Consider the following 18,204-nt stretch of genomic DNA (forward strand, 5'->3'; position numbering starts at 1 on the left):
GGGGCCCGCGATGCCCGTCATCAACCCGATCCTGAGCACGCCGTCCGGCAGCGGCGGCATGCGCGGCCCCTGCTCGGACTGGCCGGTGCAGTGGACGTGTGAGCTGTCGACGCTGAACCCGGCCGTGACCGGGATCGCTGTGTCGACGGCCACGGAGACGCTGTACGCGCTGACCGGGATGCGGTTCGGGCTCTGCTCGGTGACGCTGCGGCCGTGCCGCGACGACTGCGGGAACGGCTCGTTCTACGACGACTTCGGGCCCCCATGGACCGGCCAGTACTGGCCGCAGCCCGCACTGATCGGCGGCCTTTGGTTCAACCTCACCTGCGGCTCCTGCTCGTCCGGCTGCTCGTGCGGCGAGGTGTCCGAGGTCCGGCTCCCGGCCCCGGTCTACGACATCACCGAAGTCGTCATCGACGGGACGGTGCTCGCCGCGTCCGCGTACCGCCTCGACAACAACCGCATCCTCATCCGGACGGACGGCGGCCGTTGGCCGCGCTGCAACGACCTCGCGGAAGACTCCGGCGCCGGCACGTGGTCGGTGACCGCCCGCTACGGGGAGCCGCTGCCGGAGGGCGCGGCGCTGGCAATGGGCGAGCTGGCGTGCGAGATCGCGAAAGCAGCGGATGGGCAGGACTGCCGACTGCCGGCGGGCGTGCAGCAGCTGGTCCGGCAGGGCGTGACCATCAGCTACCCGGACGTGGGCGAGCTGTTCAAGAAGGGCCGCACTGGCCTGTACCTGGTGGACATGTTCATCGCGACGTGGAACCCGGCCGGGCTGCGGCAGCGGTCCCGCGTGTACCGGGTTGATGCCCCGACCGTACGGAGGGCCGGCACGTGATCACGGGCGAGCTGAAGTGGTACACGGTCGCCTCCCGTCTGGAGGCCGCGGTGTTCGCCGCTCTCACCGATAGCCCCGATCGGCACGGCGTCGTCCCCGGTGCGATCGCATGGGATGCATGCGACTGCGGCATGCTCGCCGTGAGCGTCGCGCAGGTCTACCCGAGCGAGGTCTTCCCGGCGCCGCAGGCCGCGAAGGTCGGCGCGTGCGACGCCCCGTACGAGGTTGCTGAGATCGTCGTGCAGGTTATCCGCTGCGCACCCAATGCCGAGGGGCAGAGCCTGTACCCGTCCTCGGCGGCGCTCGACACGTCGGCCCGGCAGGTCGCTCGCGACGCGTACGAGACTCTGCGGGCCGTGTCGGTGGAGCTGTGCGAGATGAGCAACGCCCGCGACATCTCCGACTTCCTCGTCCGCCCGCAGGTCACGCAGGGCCCGTCGGGTGGCTGCGTCGGCTCCGAACTCCGGGCGCTCGTTTGCCTGCTGAGGAACTGACGCCATGGCGATTCTGCGTATCGACTGGGCGGCCGTCGACCGCATGCTCAACAGCCCGACCGGCGTCGTCGGCCGGGACTGCCAGAAGCGTGCCGACCGCACCGCCGCCCGGGCCCGCCAGTTTGCCCCGGGCAGCATGAGTGAACGCATCGCCCCGCCGGTGGTGCAGCGTGCTGCGGCAGGGCCGTCGGCGGATATCAGGGTTCGGCACCCGGCTGTCGGTTACGTCATCGAGGGCACCCGGCCCCACCCCATCCGGCCGCGGCCGCCGAAGCGGGCCCTGCGGTTCACGGTGGGCGGGCGGATCGTGTTCGCCGCGGCCGTCAATCATCCGGGAACGAAGCCGAACGACTTCCTGAACAAGGCGCTGCCCGCGGCCCTCTGACTCCGGAATGATCTTCGGCGGGGCGAACCTACCGTCCCACCCATGACCGAGCTCCTGACATCTCCGAACGGCGTGGCCAGCCCGCCGCCCATCATGGCTGCCGCCGCGCCGCCCACAACGAAGGACTTCAGCCGCAAGCGCAAGCGGCTCCCCTTCACCGTCGACGGCGACACCTTCGAAGCAGCCAGCGTTCTGCCCGGCGACGTCTTCGCGCAGTTCGTCACCCTCTACAACACGACCGGCGACACCGAGACCTACCAGCAGCAACACGACCTGCTGAAGCAGGCACTCGAACTCGCCCTCCTTCCCGAGTCGTGGCAGCGGTTCTCTGCACGCCTCGCCGACAAGTCCAAGCCCATCGACGACGACCAGATGTCCGACGTCGTGCTGTGGCTCCTGGAGGAGTACGGCATGCGCCCTACACAGCCGTCGCAGCCCTCCTCGGATGGGCCTGCCAGCCCGGAATCTGGCACCAGCTCGACGGAGAGTACGCCGCCCGAGGCGTCGACCTCGGAGCCCTCCCAGCCGACCGCTTCCTGAACGCGATCTACTTCGAAATGCTCCAGCGGCTGATCGTCCACGACGGACAGACCGAGGACCAGGCACGCGCCCGCTTCGACGCCGACCTCGGGATTTCTGCATGGGCACTGCCCGGCCGTGAGCGCCGCGAGGCCGAGCAGCGGCCTGACGACGGCGCCCCCTGGTGGTGGCATGGCGCTGAGGACGCCAGCCAGTCGTTCCTCGCCTCGATGGGGGTGAGCCTCGGTGGCTGACCTGATCGGTACCGCCAGTATCCGCGTCGACATGCCGACCACGGCGGCGGTGCAGTCCATTCGGCGCATGGCCCGCCAGGCCGACGGCCCGCTGCGGCAACTCCAGTCACGCATCTTCCAGGTGAGGGCCGAACTCGGACGGTTGCGCGGCACAGCCGTCGCGGTCACCGTCGATGATCAGACCAGAGCCGGCGCGACCGCCGTACGCGCGGCAGTACGCGAGCTGCAGCAGCTCGGCCCGGTCCAGATCAGTGCACGCCTCGACGCTGAAGTCACCGACATCGCGGCCACCGCGTCCGCCCTGCGCGGACTGCAGGACGCAGCCCGGGGCACCTCGCGCACGCTGGCCACGCTCACCACCCGCGCCACCACCGCGGCTGCCGCGCTCACCGCGCTGGGCGCCGCGGCACGCAGCCTGCGCGGCGAGATGGACGACGTCGACGGTGCGATCCGCCGCACCGGCGACGGGATGACCGCGCTGCGGGCCCGCCTCGGTACGGTCACCCTGTCGGCCAACGACTCCGGCAGGTCCCTGAACGGACTGAAGTCGGCGGCCCTGCTGTTGGCGCCCGCGCTGATCCCGATCGCCGTGCAGGCCGCACCGATCGCAGCCGGCCTGGCCGCGGCCGGTGTGGCCGCCGCCGCGTTCGGTGTCGCGGCAGGCGGCCAGATCGCGAAGCTGTCCGAGGCGTCGGATGCGGAGAAGAAGTACAAGGACGCTGTCGAGGAGCACGGCGCCACCTCCGCCGAGGCGGCGAAGGCGCAGATCGCCTACCGGCGCACCGTCCAGGACATGCCGCACCCCACCCGGGTGGCAGCGACCGCCCTTTCCTCGCTGAAGGACACGTACCGGGAGTGGTCCGACAGTCTGGCCTCCAGCACCATGCCGGTCGCGACGCGAAGCTTCGCCCTGTTCGGCGCCGTGTTCCCGAAGCTGACTCCGGTGGTTGAGGGCGCTGGCCGTCAGCTCAACCGGTTCGTCACCATCGCTGCCGGCGGCGTCCAGTCGCAGGGCTTCGACCGGTTCATGCGCTCGTTCGCCGAGTTCTCCACCGGGGCGATGTCGAAGGCGAACGACGCGCTGATCCGGTTCACGCGCACACTCAACACCGGCAAAGTCAGCGGCGGCGCGAGCGAGTTCATGGAGTACGTCCACGCGAACGGGCCGCTGGTCCGCGACACGCTGTCGAAGCTGGCGGAGGCCCTGTCGAACATCATGCAGGCAGCGGCGAATGTCGGTCCTGGGCTGCTGACGGTGGTGAACGCGCTCGCCGGGCTGGTGGCCGCGCTGCCGCCGGGCGTGATCACGGCGATGCTGCAGCTGGCGATCGCCCTGAAGGCCGTGCGCTTGGCGGCGGCCGGCGCTGCGGCGATCTCCGTGGGTATGACGGCGTTCACCGCTTCCATTGCCGGGATGCAGACGGCCGCCGCGGGCGCGACGGGCGTACTGCCCAGCCTGGCCGCCGCGTTCGGCACGCTGTCCCGCGCCGCGAAGGTAGCTCTGGTCGGTACGGGCATCGGCATCCTGGTGATCGCTCTGAGCGAGCTGTCGCAGATCGGCCGCAAGGCGCCCCCCGATGTCGACAAGATCACGACCTCGCTCGGCAAGCTCGCCCAAACGGGCAAGCTGTCCGGCGAGGCCGCGAGGGTGTTCGGCGCCAACTTCACGGAGCTCGGGGAGGCCCTGCGTACCCTGTCCCGGCCGTCGAACCTGGACAAGGTGCAGCAGACCCTGACCAGCTTCATCGGGATGGACTCGACGCCGGTCAAGGACGCCAAGGAAGCTTTCAACGGCCTGGATGAGGGCCTCACCAACCTGGTGAAGGGCGGCAAAGCGGAAATCGCCGCCGAGGCCCTGAAGGTGGCGACCGCGAACCTGCAGAAGCAGGGCTTCACCGCGGAAGAGGTCCGCGGCCAGCTCGACGGCTATACGGCGGCGCTCGCAGACCAGGCGCTGGAGCAGCAGCTCGCCGCGCAGGCGATGGGCTTGTTCGGGCAGCAGGCGCAGCAGACGTCGGCGAAGCTCGCCGAACAGAAGGCCTCCGCCGACGGGCTGAGGCAAGCGATCCAGGCGTTGAACGACGTCAACCGCCAAGGCCTCGGCGGGATGATCGGCTTCGAGGCGGCCATCGACGCGGCAACGAAAGCCGCGCAGGAGAACGCAGGCGTCCTGTCCATGCAGGGCGGTCAGCTCGTCCTCAACACCGACAAGCAGCGGGCCGCGGCGCAGGCCCTCAACGACCTCGCCGCGAAGACCGATGAGGCGGCGGGAGCGGCACGGGAGAGCGGCCAGTCGTGGTCGGCGGTCAACGGCATCTACGAGCGGGGGCGTCAGCAGCTCGTCGCGAACGCGCAGCAGATGGGCCTCACCCGGGCGGAGGCGGAGAAACTCGCATCGACGATCCTGAAGACGCCGAACCGTACGGCGCTGCTGAAGGCGGACATCTCCGACTGGAAGTCGAAGATTGCCGAGGCGGATAAGCAGCTCAAGACCGCGAAGGGGGAGAAGCGGGCCAAGCTCACCGCCGACATCGCGGACTGGAAGGCCAAGGTCGCCCAGGCCGAGGCGCAGCTGATCCGCGCTCGGGGCACGAAGACGGCGAAGCTGTCTGCGGACATCGGGGTGTGGACGGCCAAGATCAAGCAGGCCGAGCAGCAGCTGAAGAACGCCAGGGGCGAGAAGCGGGCCCGGCTCACCGCGGACATCTCCGACCTGCAGTCGAAGGTCCGTCAGGCGAATGCCGCGTTGAACAGCGTCAATTCCAGACGGATTGTGCTGACGACGGAGCGCCGCACGATCTACACAGGGTCGGGCGGACGTGGCCCGAACGCGGGCGGCGCCACCGGCGGTTTGTACACGGGCTCCGGGTTCCGGTATCGCGGGCGACGCGGCTATGCGACGGGCGGTCTCGTCGACGGGCCCGGCACTGAGACATCGGACAGCGTGTTCGCTGGGCCGTGGCTGTCGAAGAACGAGTTCGTCGTCAATGCCAAGCAGACCGCCCAGCACTTGCCCCTGCTGAAGGCCATCAATGACGGGACCTTCGGCATGGCTGGCGGCGGTCTGGTCGGCGCGGGCGCGGCGGTCGGCGACGGCCTGGCGTCCGGCATGGCCGGGGCGGTGAGCATGGTGCGGGAGGCGGCCAGGGAGATGGCGGCCGCTGTCGTCTCGGGGATCCGCGAAGAGCTGCAGATCGCGTCACCGTCGAAGAGGACGGCGGCACTCGCGAAGGACGTCGGGGCTGGGTTCATCAAGGGGCTGACCGGATCCCAGGCGAAAATCAAGTCCGTGTCCGCGGACTTGGCCAAGGACATTTGGGCAGCGTTCACCGGCAAGAAGGACAACCAGCTTGTCGCCATGGTCAACCGGCAGACGTCGAAGTTGGTGTCGCTGGCCAAGCAGCGGGACAGTGTGGCGAAGAAGATCGCCGACGCGAACAAGTTTGCAACCGACACCGCGAGCAAGGCCAAGGCCACCGGCGCTCTCTCCGGCATCGTCCAGCAGGACGCGTTCTCACCGAAGTTCGTCAAGGGTGAGATGCAGGCTTCCCTCAACCAAATCAAGAGCTTCACGGCGAACGTGCAGAAGCTGCAGAAGAAGGGCCTGAACAAAGACCTCCTTCGGCAGATCCTGGAGATGGGCCCCGAGCAGGGCGCCGCGTTTGCGAAGTCCCTCGCCGGGGCGGACACTGCGACGATCAAGCAGTACAACAGCCTCAACTCGCAGATCACCAAGGAGTCCGGCAAGCTCGGCAAGGTTGGCGCCGACCTGCTGTATGACAGCGGGAAGAAGGCCGGTGACGGCTTCCTCACGGGGCTGAAGGCACAGCAGAAGCAGATCGAAAAGCTCATGCTCGACATCGCAAAGGGCATGCAGAAAGCCATCAAGAAGGCCCTAGGAATCAAGAGTCCGTCCACGGTGTTCGCCGCGATCGGACGGCTCATCGGCGACGGCCTCGTCGCAGGCCTGGCAGCTTCGCACCCGAAGGTCGCTACGGCTGCCAAGAACGTCGGCGCCGTAGCGACAGCGTCAGCCGGGGGCACAGCGAAGCCCGCAGCCGGCCGAACCGCCCGCACCCCGGCGAAGACCGGTTTCACGGCAGCCGTCGCCGAACTGCAGCGGCTGGTGGACACCGGAGGGTGGCGCAAGCGCGGCTCCTCCCTCTTCGAAGACATCAGCTTCCAGGGCATGTCGAAGAACTTCCGCGCGCAGCAGATGAAGGTCGCCGACGGATTCTGGGCGGCGGTCGCCGAGATCAAGAAGGCGGTGGGTTCGGGGGCGAGGGTCTTCGAGGACATGACCTTCAAGGGCATGTCCGGGAACGTGGGCCGTTTCCACGACATGATCGCCCAGATCTGGAAGGGCAACCCGTACGGGCGGAACTTCGGCGACTGGGGCAACTTCGGCGCCTACGGCCGGTACGGCAAGTACGCAGGCGGCGGCCTGATCCAGGGGCCCGGCTCCAGCACTGGCGACCGGGTCCCGATCCTCGCCTCGAACCGCGAGTTCATGATGCGCGCAGCCGCCGTCAACTACTACGGCATGCGCACCATGGCGGCCCTCAACTCGATGAGCATTCCCCGCAGCGCGATCGCGTCGATGCCCACCAACCGCGGGGCCTCGGCGGCGTCGGGGGACGTGCACCACCATTACCACCTGAGCGTCGAGAACCGGGGCGTGATCGGCTCGCAGCGTCAGATGCAGGACTGGCTGGCCCAGTCTCTCGATGACCTCTCGCGGACGAACCGGCTGCCGCGTGGCCTCAGGGCGGTGGGCTGATGCCGCTGATCGAAGTCCTCCGCGACACGTTCACTGACGGCGTCGTCGACACCATCAAGTGGCCCTCGAACTACAACACCGGCCCGGGCGGGACGTTGCCCACGGAGACCGGCGGCCGGGCCCGCGTCGTCTGCGACACCGGGTTCAGTGCGTTCACCAGCGATAACATCTACACGCTCGCCGCCTCGCACGCCTCGGTGCAGATGTTCCCGCCAGCCGCCGGGGGCGCGGCGACGGAGGCGTGGGCGCAGCTGCTGATCACCTCGTCGACGTCGGGCACCGACGCCATCTTCGAGGTGAACACGGTCACCAATCAGCTGACCATGGCTGTGCGTACCGGGTTCTTCGACCCGGGCGCGACGACCCTCACCTACGACCCGGTTGCGCACCGCTGGCTGCGCATCAGCGAGACCGGCGGGACACTGATCTGGTCGACGAGCGCGGACGGCCTGACGTGGACCCAACGCCGGTCGGCGACCACCCCGGCCTGGGCGAGCGACACGGACCTCGAAATCCAGCTCATCACCCACCGGGACTCGGGGACCCCGGACTTCGCGGAGTTCGACAGCTTCAACGTCATCCCTTCGACGGCCGCCTTCGCCGATCTGACGGACGACTTCGAAGCACCGGCCGTGAACACGGCAAAGTGGCCGAGCAACTACAACACCGCCCCCGGCGGGGCGATGCCCGACCAGCCCGACGGGCAAGCCCGCGTCCCCTGCGACGAAGGCTTCGCCGCCTACGCGTCCGGGGAGCTCTACCGCCTGCAAGGCTCGCACGCACGCGCCCAGGTCTTCCCCCCGGAAGGACCCGGGCATACGGAGTCGTACGCCCAGCTCCTCATCCTCTCCGACACTCCCGGAACCCAGCTCGTGTTCCAGGTCGACGCGGTCACCAACCTGCTACTGATGGCCACGCACGTCGACTTCAACGACCCCGCCGCCGCCCAGACCCCGTACGACCCGGTGCTGCATGCGTGGCTCGGCATCCGCGAGGACGCCGGCGTGCTGCTGTGGGAGACCTCGCCGGACGGCCGGGAGTGGACCAGTCAGCACTCCACTACCGCACCGGCCTGGGTCGCCGACAACGACCTTCAGGTGCAGCTCCTCGCGCACTGCACGCCCCTCGTGACCGGCGGCCCGCCGTCGGACGACTACGCCTACTTCGACAACTTCAACATCCGCCCGACGCTGCCGGAGCGGTACACCGTCGCCATCGACTGGACCGGCGACGGCGACTTCGACGACCCGAACGACGACGTCACCGACGACGTCCTCCAGCGCGGGCCCGTCCAATTCGCGTACGGCCGCGACCAAGACAGACAACTCGGCGGCCCAAAGGTGGGCTCCCTGTCGATGACGCTATGCAACGCGGACCGCATCTACAGCCCGGAAAACCCGGACTCGCCGATCGTCAACGACCTCACGCCGGCCGCCCCGGTGCGTGTAGGGACCGTGTTCCAGGACGCCATGTTCCCGTTGTTCGTCGGCCGCATCGACGACTTCCAGGTCCACCCCGACCGCGGGGACCGGTCCGTTGACATCACCGCCCTGGACCTGCTGTCCCTTCTGCAAGGCGTGAAGATCTCCACCGAGCTGTACGCGGCGCAGCGCACCGGAACTCTCGTGCACGTCATCCTCGACGCTGTCGGATGGACCGGGCCCCGCGACGTAGACCTCGGCGCCACCTTCGTGCCGTGGTGGTGGCTGGAGGAAGCCGACGCGCTCAACGCGCTCGTCGACCTCCTCGTTTCCGAGGGCCCGCCCTCGATCGCCTACGTCGGACCGGACGGCACGTTCATCTTCCGCGATCGGCACCACCGGCTCGTGCGGTTCAACTCCCGCCAGTCGCAGGCGGCGTTCGTCGCCCTGCGAGACCAGTGCCTCACCACGCAGGTCGTGGACGGGCCGCCACAGCTGCTGCGCGTGTTCGACGACCACGGGCTCCTCGCGACGCTCACCGTCGGCGCGCGGACCGTCGCCATGCGCGGCACGGAACGCACCTTCTCCGAGACGAAGCGCCCCTTCACCGATTCGTTCGACCGCACCCTCGCGTCCGGGTTCGGATCGTCCGGCGGTGGCGGCACCTACTCCGTCACCGGCACCGCCAGCGACTTCACCGTCAACGGCGACGTCGGTATCGCGAGCCTGCCCACCGCGAACGCATCCCGCTTCGCGACAATCATCGACACCCTCGGCGACGTCGACGTCACCTGCACGGTCACCCTCCCCGTCGCGCCGACCGGGGCGAGCAGCTCGGTGGGTCTCGTCATCGGCTACACCGACGTCGACAACAACACGAGGGCCCGCCTCATCGTCACCACCGCGGGCGTCGTACAGCTGACGCTGGAGAAGGAGGTGGCCGACGTCACCACCACCCTCGGCGCCGTCACCCAGGTCGGCACGGGCTTCGTCGGCGGGGACCTGTGGCACATCCGCGCCGAGCGCACCGGTTCCATCGTCCGCTGCCGTGCCTGGAAAGACGGTACGGACGAGCCGGCGACGTGGCTGCACTCCGTGTCCGACACCAGCAACATGACCGGCCGGGTCGGCTTTCGGTTCCTCGCGTCGACCAGCAGCACGGGCCTGCCGCGCCTGTTCCACACAGTCAGCCTCCGCGTCATCTCCGCGAGCTGGGCGACCACGCCGAGCGTCACCCACAACACGTGGGTGCGCGTCCTCGACGAGGCATTCGACGGAACGTGGACGCCTGCGCTCGCCACGCAGATCCAGGAGTGGGCCATCGACTCCAGCCCCGACGTCCTCGCCCACGCCATGCGCTACATCACCGGCGCCTACCCCCTGTTCGACCCGAACGTCGGCGCGCAGGTCTCCGGGCAGGCCTCGTACGGCCCCCTCGACACCGACGGCAGCCGCCTCGAAGGCGCCGACTTCCACGACTACATGAGCCTGGACTGGACGTTCCCGAACGGGGAGGAGCGCACCGCCGACCCCGACGAAGCCCTGTGCCTGGACTGCTCCGGCTACGTCCGCATGGTGTACGGCTTCCACATGGGCGTGCCCATGGTGTTCGAGCAGAGCATCGACGGCAACAACCTTCCCCGCCGAACCCTCGACATCGGACCCGACGGGCCCGGCATCATCGTCGCCCAGGCCGTCGGCACACCGCCCTCCCTCGCCAACATCCAGATCGGCGACGTCCCCCACTTCGACGCCACCTCCGACGGCGACAGCGGCGGCCAGATCGACCACAACGGCATCTACCTCGGCGTCGACACCCAGGGCAACATGCGCTTCCTCAACAGCAGGAAGACACCGAACGGACCCACCTTCGCCGACCTCGGCGGCGCGTCCGTCCTCAACGGCAGCGGCACCTACACCACCCGCCTGCGCATCATCCGCCGCTTCTAGGAGGACCCCGTGGCCCTGTCCTTCATCGACCCGTTCGGCTACTCCCACGGCTGGCGCGACATCGTCAACACGATCTCGTTCGACGTCGACGAGCGCAGGCCCGACGCGACCCGGTCCGTCGTGTGGCAGAGCGACGACAACATCAACCTCACCATCGGCCAGAGCGTCACCATCCAGGCCAAGGCATCCGACCCGTTCACGGACGCCCTGGACCTCGTCATCGGCACAGACGTCGTCTTCACCGGCCCGGGCACCGTCGTCACCTCGATCTCCCGCCGCTCCGGCCAGTCGACCACCATCACCGTCCTCGCGGCCGGCGGCGCCGTCAACATCAACCACCTTCAGCTGCGGGCCCGGTCCGTACCGGTCTCCCGCACCGGGAAGGTGTCAGCGGACGACCCCGCCAGCATCCAGCGGCACGGCCTGCGCTCCTACCCCGACGACGTGCCGTGGGCCGGCCAGAACGACGCATACGCCATCGCGCTGCTGCTACTCGCCCACTACGCGCAACGCCGCCCTACCGTCCAGCTACGGCTCGTCTCGTCGGACGACGAGCACATGATGCAGATCCTCACCCGCACCATCTCGGACCTGATCACCATCGCGCACGCCGAGCTGGGTCTCGCCGCGGACTTCCACATCGAGAGCATCGAGCACAGCATCGCCCGCATGCCCGGCGAGGAGGAGGCGGTGTCCGGGTGTGAGACGCGCGTGCACTACGCCACCCTCGGCTGCGAGCGCACCGGCCTGAGTGTGCCCCCGAACCCGTTCACGTTCGACGTGCCGGGGCTGGGCTTCGATGACGGGGTGTTCGACCCGACGGCCGCCGACAACCCCGACAACGTGTTCATCTTCGACCACCCCACACAAGGCGCCTTCGACATCGGACGGTTCGGCACCTGACCCCGGAATGATCTTCCGTGGGTGGTGTCTACCGTCCGTTCCATGGTGGAACTGATCGCAGCAACGGCCCGCGCCTGGGTGTACAGCGGTGACTGGGTGGCCGACTGCCCCCGCGGCTGCGGCGGTGTCGAGCACCTCTTCGAGCGCGCGAACCCGCGCGTCCCGACGTCGCCGCGTGTGATGCAGAAGACCGAGTTCCGCTGCTCGTACTGCCAGATGGTCGCGCCCATCGAATGGCCGCCGAACATGAACGAGATTATGTCGGTGCTGGTCTTGCGCCCGATCCCGCACAACCGGAACTGGTTCCCGAAGGACCACGAGACCGCGCTGCGATTCCGAGCCCCACACGGGCAGACCGTCGACGAGCTCCGCGAGGAGAACCGCGAGCACGGCGTACCCGCCACCCTGAACGAGGTGGTGGGCTGATGGCCTGGTCCGCACCCATGACCGCGGTCGCCAACTCGACTTTTACGGCAGCTCAATTCAATCAGTATGTAAGGGATAATCTGAACGAAACAGCTCCCGCGAAGGCCACCGCGGCGAGCCAGATCCCCGTCTCAACCGGCGTCAACGCGATCGCCATGCGCAGCCCCGTGTCGGCGCGCGTCGACACCAGCCAGACCACCACGTCCATGACGTACGCGAACCTCGCCACCGTCGGCCCCGCCGTCACAGTCGCCACCGGGCCAATGGCCCTCGTCTGGTGGGCGGCCGACATGCACAACAGCGCGGACACCTCCCTGACCCGCTGCTCCGTCGCCGTGACCGGCGCAACCTCGGTCGCCGCCAGCGACCAGTGGATGCTCTCGACCGACGGCCTCACAGCCAGCAACTTCTGCCGCCTGTCCATGGCGCACCTCTTCACCGGCCTGACCCCGGGCAACAACACCTTCACCATGCGGTACTCCGTCGGCTCCAACACGGGAACCTTCCGGGGCCGCGAAATCCTCGTCCTCCCGCTGTAAGGAGCGTGCGCAGTGGCCTGGTCCGCACCCATGACCGCCGTCGCGAGCGCCGTCTTCACGGCGGCACAGTTCAACACCTTCATCCGCGACAACCTCAACGAGACCGGCCCCGGCAAGGCCACCACGGCCGGCGCCCACTTCGCCGTGTCGGCACCCAACGAGATCTCCGAGCGGTTCTCCGCCACGGCGAGCGTCCTCATGTCCGAGACGACCACGTCCACCAGTTACACCGACCTCACCACTCTCGGGCCGGCCGTCACCGTGACCACCGGGCCGGCCGCCCTGGTCGTTGTCCACGGCTCCATCGACAACTCGGGAGCGGGCTCGTGCCGCATGTCGTACGCGGTGTCGGGGGCGTCGACGATCGCGGAGGCCGACAACCGGGGCATCGGCGTGTATGGCGTTGCCGGGTCCGGGATCGTCGCCTCCGCGGTCGTGCTGCACACGGACCTCACCCCGGGCAGCAACACGTTCACGGCGAAGTACCGGGTGGCGTCCGGGACGGGCACCTTCAACAGCCGCCGCATCGTCGTCTTTCCCCTGTAAGGAGCGCACGCCATGGCCTGGTACCCCGGCGCCAAGAGACTGGAGCTGCAGCCCGAGAGCGACCAGCAGGCCGCGATCCGGCCCACCCAGTTCATCCTCCACTCGGTGGTCGCTCCGTGGGACGAGCAGCGGATCTATGAGTACTGGCGCGACAGCACCAACCTGGAATCTCACTTCGGCCTGGACTACGACGGGTCGATCGGTCAGTTCATCGGGACGGAGACCCGCGCCGACGCCAACGCCGGCGCGAACCGCCGGGCCGACGGCACCGGCGCCGTGTCCATCGAGACCGCCTCCAACACGAAGGCCTCCGACCCGTGGACGCCGGAGCAGATCGAGCAGCTCATCCGCCTCGGCGTGTGGCTGCACCAGAAACACGGCATCCCGCTGCGGATCTGCCGCAGCCACTCAGACCCGGGTTACGGCTACCACTCGATGTTCCCGCAGTGGTCGACGAACGGCACAGCCTGCCCCGGCAAGGCGCGCATCAAGCAGTTCCGAGAGGTCGTGTTCCCGGGCATCGTCGCCCGCGCAACCGGCCAGAGCAACGAGGAGGACGACATGCCCACCGCCGACGAGATCGCCGAGGCCGTGTTCCGAAAGTTCGCCGCGGGCGGCGGCGTGCTGGAAGGCAGCGACGTGACCAACATCTGGCACGCCGACCTGATCCCGGCCGTGCCACCCCCGTACAACAACGCCGACTGGAACGACGGCAACGAGACGTGGACCGCGAAGTACGCGCTCGGGACCGTCGCTGCGGCCGGGCGGGAAACCCTCGACCGAGTCCGGAAGGTCGAGGCCAAGGTCGACTCGCTGTCCGTCGGCGGCGTCGACCTGGACGCCCTCGCCGTGAAGGTCGCCGACCTGCTCGCTTCACGACTCACCCAGTAACAGGAGGACTTACCCCATGAAGATCTTCGGCCGAGAGCCTGCGCTCATCGTCTCCACCCTCAGCGCCGTCCTCTCCCTCATCGTCACCTTCAACATCGGCATGTCCGGCGAACAGGCCGGCGCCATCGTCGCCATCATCTCCGCCGTGTTCGGCGCCATCACCGCCGCGATGACGAGGCCGATCGCCCCGTCCGCGTTCACCGCGGTGGTCGCCGCAGGGGCAGCGCTGCTGGCCGCGTACGGACTGAACGTGTCCGCGGAGACCGTCGGGGCTACGAACGCGGTCGTCCTCGCTGTGCTGGCGCTCCTCGCGCGCGGGCAGGTCTCCCCGAAGGAGGCAACCGCGTGAGCAGCCCACTGGACGCACGCATCCGCGCACTTACCGTCGAAGAGGGTTCGAAGTACTTCCTGTCCCGGGAAGAGGCGGGCAAGGTTGCCGACTTCCAGGCACCTCCGGACCGCGTGGCCGAGCTGGAGAAGCAGCTCGCCGAGCTCACCGCCCGTGTCGGCGAACTGGAGAAGACAGCGGCCGCACCCACGCCGACCGCCAAGCGCACCACCCGCAAGACCGCGGAGACCACCGAGTGAAGGTCCACGTCTACCCGGCCGACGCGTACGGCTGCGGCTCGTTCAGGATGCGCTGGCCAGCCGAGGCGTGCGCGGCGGCCGGGCACGACGTCCACGTCGTCGAACCCAAAGACCGCAGACTCAGGGCCGTCGTCGAGCACGGCCAGGTCACCGACGTCCTCGATGTCGACGCCGACGTCGTCGTCCTGCAGCGCGTCACCCACGCCTACATGGCGCAGGCGATCGGCGTGATGCGCGCCAAGGGCGTCACCGTGGTCGTAGACGTCGACGACGATCTGTCGTCCATCCACCCGTCCAATCCCGCGTGGGCTGTGCACCGGCCTGGCGCGGGGCCGCACTCCTGGCACAACTTGGCGCTCGCCTGCCGCAACGCGAGCCTCGTCACCGTGTCGACGCCCGCACTGCTCAATGTGTACGCCCGGCACGGCCGAGGCCACGTGCTGCACAACTACCTGCCCGACATGTACTACGGGCTGCCCCGCATGGACTCGGACGTGGTCGGCTGGCCGGGCTCGTTCCACTCCCACCCCAACGACCCGGAGTCCCTCGGCGGGGCGGTCGCCCGGCTCGTCGATGACGGCGCCGAGTTCGTGATGCGCGGCGACAGCACGGGCGCTGGCCGCGCGTTCGGGCTGTCGGCCGATCCGCAGGGTGGGAGCGTGTCGATCGAGGAGTGGCCGGCCGCTGTCGCCTCACTGGGGGTGGGGATCGCCCCGCTCGCCGACACGAAGTTCAACGCCGCGAAGAGCTGGTTGAAGCCGCTGGAGATGAGCGCGGTGGGCGTGCCGTGGGTGGCGTCGCCGCGAGCCGAGTACCGCAGGTTGCACGCGATGGGCGCCGGCGTCCTCGCTGACCGGCCGCGCACCTGGTACCGGGAGCTGAAGCGGCTGCGCGAGTCGGCCGCGATGCGGGCGGAGCTGTCGGATGCGGGCCGTGCGGTGGCCGCGGAGTTGCGGCTGTCGCAGCATGCGTGGCGGTGGGCCGAGGCCTGGCAGCGGGCGTACGAGATGGAGCAGGCTACGCCGCGGGCGGCGGTAGCGGTGTAGCCGCGATCGGTTCCTCGCGCACGTCCCGGATCCACGATGCCCCGCAGCACAGGCACAGCTCGTGTGGGTCGGTGTAGACGAGTGCGACGGCCTGGCAGATCGGACACTTAGCCCGCGTCCGTACCCGGCGCAGCTGGTCCCGCTGGTACGTGGTGGTGCCTGCCCAGTAGCCCTCGGCGCGGTGCAGCATCGCCCACGCGAGGCACCGTGTACGGACCGGGCAGGTACGGCACCACCGCTCCTCGGCCACGGCGGCGTCGGCTTCGGCCTCGACGTCGGGGATGAAGTCGAAGTCGGCGGTGGCGCAGGGCGCGTTGTTCTGCCAGGCGACGTCGTCTGCGGAGAAGAACTCGACGGTCTCCACGGTCGTCTCCTCAGGGGCAGGGGGTGCCGTCGGCGACGGACCATACGACGCCGCCGTGGGAGCCGAGGCACTGCCGGATGCGGCCCTTGGCCTGGAGCCGCTTGCAGGACAGGAACACGGCATCGCGTTCGTGGCCGCTGGCTGCGGCGAGGCCACTGCGGGAGTTGATGCCAGTCGCGATGAGCCGGTAGATCGCTTCGTCTCGCTCGGCGACTTGGGGGTCTCTGGGGCGTCCGGGGCGGCGGGCGGTCTGCTGCATCTCAGCCTCATTCAGTTGACCGGTCGGCTGAAATTCATTATGCAGCGGTGATGCTGTGAAGGTTGCGACCGGAACGAACTCCCCTTACATCAGTGCCAGACTGCCGTTCGAGATGGGCTAGCGAACGGAGGCGAGCGTGGCCGACGACCTGTCCGTGGGCGAACTCGGACGCACCGTCGACGCCCTGCGACACGAGATCCAAGTCATGGGCCAGGGCATCAACGCCCGCCTCGACAAGGTCGTCTCCACCGAGGTGTACGCCCTGCAACAGGCCTACACCGACCAGCGGATCAACGCGCTCAGCCAGGAAGTCCAAAAGGAACGCGACGCGAATGCCGCTCTGGAAAACGCCTTCGAGCAGTACCAGCGCGACGAGCGGGACCGACGCGAACGCGAGCGCCAGGCCCGCCTCTACCAAATGATCGTGCCCGTACTCATGGGCCTACTGTCCGCGGCGATCGCGGTGTGGGCGGTGGTGGCGTGATGAAGGCCGCACACAAGAGACGCCGGCGGCTGCCGCGCGCGGAGTGGCTCGGCGCGGTGACGGGTGTCCTCGCGCTCGGCATGATGGCGGCGCTTGCCGTGCTGGTGGTGGACATGGCACAGGATCGCCGCGCAGATCATGCGGTCATCGAGGCACTGACCCGGCAGGTGGAAGGTCTCGGAGCGACACCGATAGCGGGACCGCCCGGCTCACAGGGGGAACCGGGCGACTCGGTGACAGGCCCGCCCGGGCCGCCGGGCGCGCCAGGTCAGGACGGCGTGGATGGCGAGCCGGGCCCGTCCGGATCGCCGGGCGAGGACGGGGAGAGCGGCGCCGACGGTTCTGACGGAGTGGCTGGGGAGCCCGGAGCCGTCGGCGCTTCGGGGGCAGCAGGTCCGGCCGGCCCAGCGGGACCGCAGGGCGAGCCTGGTCCAGCTGGCCCGCAGGGTGAGGCGGGAGCTGACGGGAAGGACGGGCAGACGTGCCCGGATGGCTACTCGCTGCAGGCGCCGGCCGATGACCCGGATGCGCTCGTGTGCCGTCGCGATGGAGCGCCGGATCCGGAACCGGATGATGGCGGGCTGCTCGGTGCCGGGGCGCTGGACCCCAGCCGCCGCCAGTACGCCTAGGCCGCCTCGACGACCTCGGCCCGCATCGCCGCCACCCACTCATCCCGCAGCTCGTCGTACAACGCCCGCTCCGCCCGCGTCCACGGCCTTCCCCGAGCACCCCTGACAACGGCGCGAATCGCCGTGTTCACGGCCGCGGCAGAGCGTGCGACGCCAGGGCGGGAAGGGTTGGGGGACATGCGACAAGCCTACGGGGACACACGGACCGCAAGAAGCGGATTGCAACGTCGTAGGCTTCCCGGGGTGATTGAGACCATCGTCCTCGACGTCGGCGAGACCATCACCCGCGACGACCGCTACTGGGCATCGTGGGCCGACTGGCTCGGCACCCCCAGACACACACTCTCCGCTCTCGTCGGCGCCGTCGTCGCCCAAGGCCGGGACAACGCCGACGCCCTGCGACTTGTCCGCCCCGGCATCGACGTCGCCGCAGAGCGGGCCGCAATGGAGGCCGCAGGCCGCGGCGAGCGCCTGGACGAGAGAGACCTGTACGACGACGTCCGGCCCGCGCTGACAGCACTGCGGGACCTCGGGGTGCGGGTGGTCGTCGCAGGGAACCAGACGGCCCGCGCCGGCGAGTTGCTGCGCGCCCTCGGTCTGCCTGCCGACCTCGTCGCCACGTCCGAGGAGTGGGGCGTGGCCAAGCCGCAACCCGAGTTCTTCGAGCGGGTGCTGCAGGTGGCTCAGGCCGAGCCGAGCCGGACGGTGTACGTCGGCGACCATCCCGCCAACGACATCGTTCCTGCGAAGGCTGCCGGTCTCCGCGCGGCGCACATCCGGCGCGGCCCGTGGGGACATCTCTGGGTCGACGACCCGGAAGTGGCGGCAGCCGCGGACTGGCGCATCGACAGCCTCACCGAGCTGACCGCGATCATCGCTGGCTGA

Annotated in this window: 21 protein-coding genes; 17 read left to right on the forward strand and 4 right to left on the reverse strand. The window is 69.2% G+C overall.

Annotation, left to right across the window (positions count from 1 at the left end; all coding sequences use genetic code 11):
• Positions 1–10 precede the first annotated feature (10 nt).
• Genes ACZ7L5_RS02340 through ACZ7L5_RS02380 form a run of 9 tightly spaced genes read left to right on the forward strand, consistent with a single transcriptional unit; the run spans position 11 to position 11,973 of the window.
• Entirely contained in the window at positions 11–841 is an 831-nt protein-coding gene (locus ACZ7L5_RS02340) for a hypothetical protein (RefSeq protein ID WP_471513667.1), read from the forward strand.
• Positions 838–1,335, forward strand: a complete 498-nt coding sequence (locus ACZ7L5_RS02345; RefSeq protein WP_471513668.1) for a hypothetical protein — start codon at positions 838–840, stop codon at positions 1,333–1,335. Before ACZ7L5_RS02340 ends, ACZ7L5_RS02345 begins: the two co-directional genes overlap by 4 nt.
• A 4-nt stretch (positions 1,336–1,339) precedes the next feature.
• Positions 1,340–1,720: a hypothetical protein gene (locus ACZ7L5_RS02350; RefSeq protein WP_471513669.1), complete on the forward strand. Its 381-nt coding sequence runs from the start codon at positions 1,340–1,342 to the stop codon at positions 1,718–1,720.
• A gap of 42 nt (positions 1,721–1,762) precedes the next feature.
• Positions 1,763–2,260, forward strand: coding sequence for a hypothetical protein (locus tag ACZ7L5_RS02355; RefSeq protein WP_471513670.1), 498 nt, complete (start codon positions 1,763–1,765; stop codon positions 2,258–2,260).
• A gap of 17 nt (positions 2,261–2,277) precedes the next feature.
• The gene (locus ACZ7L5_RS02360) at positions 2,278–2,493 is read left to right on the forward strand and encodes a hypothetical protein (RefSeq protein WP_471513671.1); all 216 of its coding nucleotides are present in this window, start codon (positions 2,278–2,280) and stop codon (positions 2,491–2,493) included.
• Entirely contained in the window at positions 2,486–7,273 is a 4,788-nt protein-coding gene (locus ACZ7L5_RS02365) for a hypothetical protein (RefSeq protein WP_471513672.1), read from the forward strand. The genes ACZ7L5_RS02360 and ACZ7L5_RS02365 overlap by 8 nt, the downstream gene beginning before the upstream one ends.
• Entirely contained in the window at positions 7,273–10,644 is a 3,372-nt protein-coding gene (locus ACZ7L5_RS02370) for a hypothetical protein (protein WP_471513673.1), read from the forward strand. Before ACZ7L5_RS02365 ends, ACZ7L5_RS02370 begins: the two co-directional genes overlap by 1 nt.
• Positions 10,645–10,653: 9 nt before the next feature.
• Positions 10,654–11,547, forward strand: a complete 894-nt coding sequence (locus ACZ7L5_RS02375; RefSeq protein ID WP_471513674.1) for a hypothetical protein — start codon at positions 10,654–10,656, stop codon at positions 11,545–11,547.
• Between the two features lie 42 nt (positions 11,548–11,589).
• Positions 11,590–11,973: a hypothetical protein gene (locus ACZ7L5_RS02380; RefSeq protein WP_471513675.1), complete on the forward strand. Its 384-nt coding sequence runs from the start codon at positions 11,590–11,592 to the stop codon at positions 11,971–11,973.
• 61 nt (positions 11,974–12,034) lie between these two features.
• Here the strand turns inward: ACZ7L5_RS02380 and ACZ7L5_RS02385 are convergent, their stop codons facing one another.
• On the reverse strand, positions 12,035–12,181 hold the full coding sequence (locus tag ACZ7L5_RS02385; protein ID WP_471513676.1) for a hypothetical protein: 147 nt from the start codon (positions 12,179–12,181) through the stop codon (positions 12,035–12,037).
• On the opposite strand from ACZ7L5_RS02385, the gene ACZ7L5_RS02390 reads away from it, so the two are divergent.
• From ACZ7L5_RS02390 to ACZ7L5_RS02415, 6 genes are read left to right on the forward strand one after another with little or no spacing between them, the layout of a single operon-like run.
• Positions 12,180–12,512, forward strand: coding sequence for a hypothetical protein (locus ACZ7L5_RS02390; protein WP_471513678.1), 333 nt, complete (start codon positions 12,180–12,182; stop codon positions 12,510–12,512). The genes ACZ7L5_RS02385 and ACZ7L5_RS02390 overlap by 2 nt on opposite strands.
• A gap of 12 nt (positions 12,513–12,524) precedes the next feature.
• On the forward strand, positions 12,525–13,058 hold the full coding sequence (locus ACZ7L5_RS02395; RefSeq protein WP_471513680.1) for a hypothetical protein: 534 nt from the start codon (positions 12,525–12,527) through the stop codon (positions 13,056–13,058).
• Between the two features lie 12 nt (positions 13,059–13,070).
• Entirely contained in the window at positions 13,071–13,949 is an 879-nt protein-coding gene (locus tag ACZ7L5_RS02400) for a peptidoglycan recognition protein family protein (RefSeq protein WP_471513682.1), read from the forward strand.
• A gap of 16 nt (positions 13,950–13,965) precedes the next feature.
• Positions 13,966–14,298, forward strand: coding sequence for a hypothetical protein (locus ACZ7L5_RS02405; protein WP_471513684.1), 333 nt, complete (start codon positions 13,966–13,968; stop codon positions 14,296–14,298).
• Complete coding sequence (locus ACZ7L5_RS02410; RefSeq protein WP_471513685.1) at positions 14,295–14,537, forward strand: hypothetical protein; 243 nt, start codon at positions 14,295–14,297, stop codon at positions 14,535–14,537. Before ACZ7L5_RS02405 ends, ACZ7L5_RS02410 begins: the two co-directional genes overlap by 4 nt.
• Positions 14,534–15,583, forward strand: coding sequence for a glycosyltransferase family protein (locus ACZ7L5_RS02415; protein ID WP_471513687.1), 1,050 nt, complete (start codon positions 14,534–14,536; stop codon positions 15,581–15,583). Before ACZ7L5_RS02410 ends, ACZ7L5_RS02415 begins: the two co-directional genes overlap by 4 nt.
• Here ACZ7L5_RS02415 and ACZ7L5_RS02420 read toward each other — a convergent pair.
• Together ACZ7L5_RS02420 and ACZ7L5_RS02425 are read right to left on the reverse strand one after the other, a co-directional pair.
• Positions 15,555–15,947: a WhiB family transcriptional regulator gene (locus ACZ7L5_RS02420; protein WP_471513689.1), complete on the reverse strand. Its 393-nt coding sequence runs from the start codon at positions 15,945–15,947 to the stop codon at positions 15,555–15,557. The two genes, ACZ7L5_RS02415 and ACZ7L5_RS02420, sit on opposite strands and share 29 nt — an antisense overlap.
• Positions 15,948–15,957: 10 nt before the next feature.
• Positions 15,958–16,206, reverse strand: coding sequence for a hypothetical protein (locus ACZ7L5_RS02425; RefSeq protein WP_471513691.1), 249 nt, complete (start codon positions 16,204–16,206; stop codon positions 15,958–15,960).
• Between the two features lie 136 nt (positions 16,207–16,342).
• On the opposite strand from ACZ7L5_RS02425, the gene ACZ7L5_RS02430 reads away from it, so the two are divergent.
• Positions 16,343–16,690 (forward strand): hypothetical protein, encoded by a 348-nt coding sequence (locus ACZ7L5_RS02430; protein ID WP_471513693.1) that lies wholly within the window; start codon positions 16,343–16,345, stop codon positions 16,688–16,690.
• A 625-nt stretch (positions 16,691–17,315) separates the two neighbouring features.
• On the opposite strand, the gene ACZ7L5_RS02435 is transcribed toward ACZ7L5_RS02430, so the two are convergent.
• The gene (locus ACZ7L5_RS02435; RefSeq protein ID WP_471513695.1) at positions 17,316–17,498 is read right to left on the reverse strand and encodes a hypothetical protein; all 183 of its coding nucleotides are present in this window, start codon (positions 17,496–17,498) and stop codon (positions 17,316–17,318) included.
• Between the two features lie 64 nt (positions 17,499–17,562).
• On the opposite strand from ACZ7L5_RS02435, the gene ACZ7L5_RS02440 reads away from it, so the two are divergent.
• Entirely contained in the window at positions 17,563–18,204 is a 642-nt protein-coding gene (locus tag ACZ7L5_RS02440; protein WP_471513697.1) for an HAD family hydrolase, read from the forward strand.

The sequence above is a fragment of the Streptomyces sp. NPDC107528 genome (assembly GCF_055639295.1).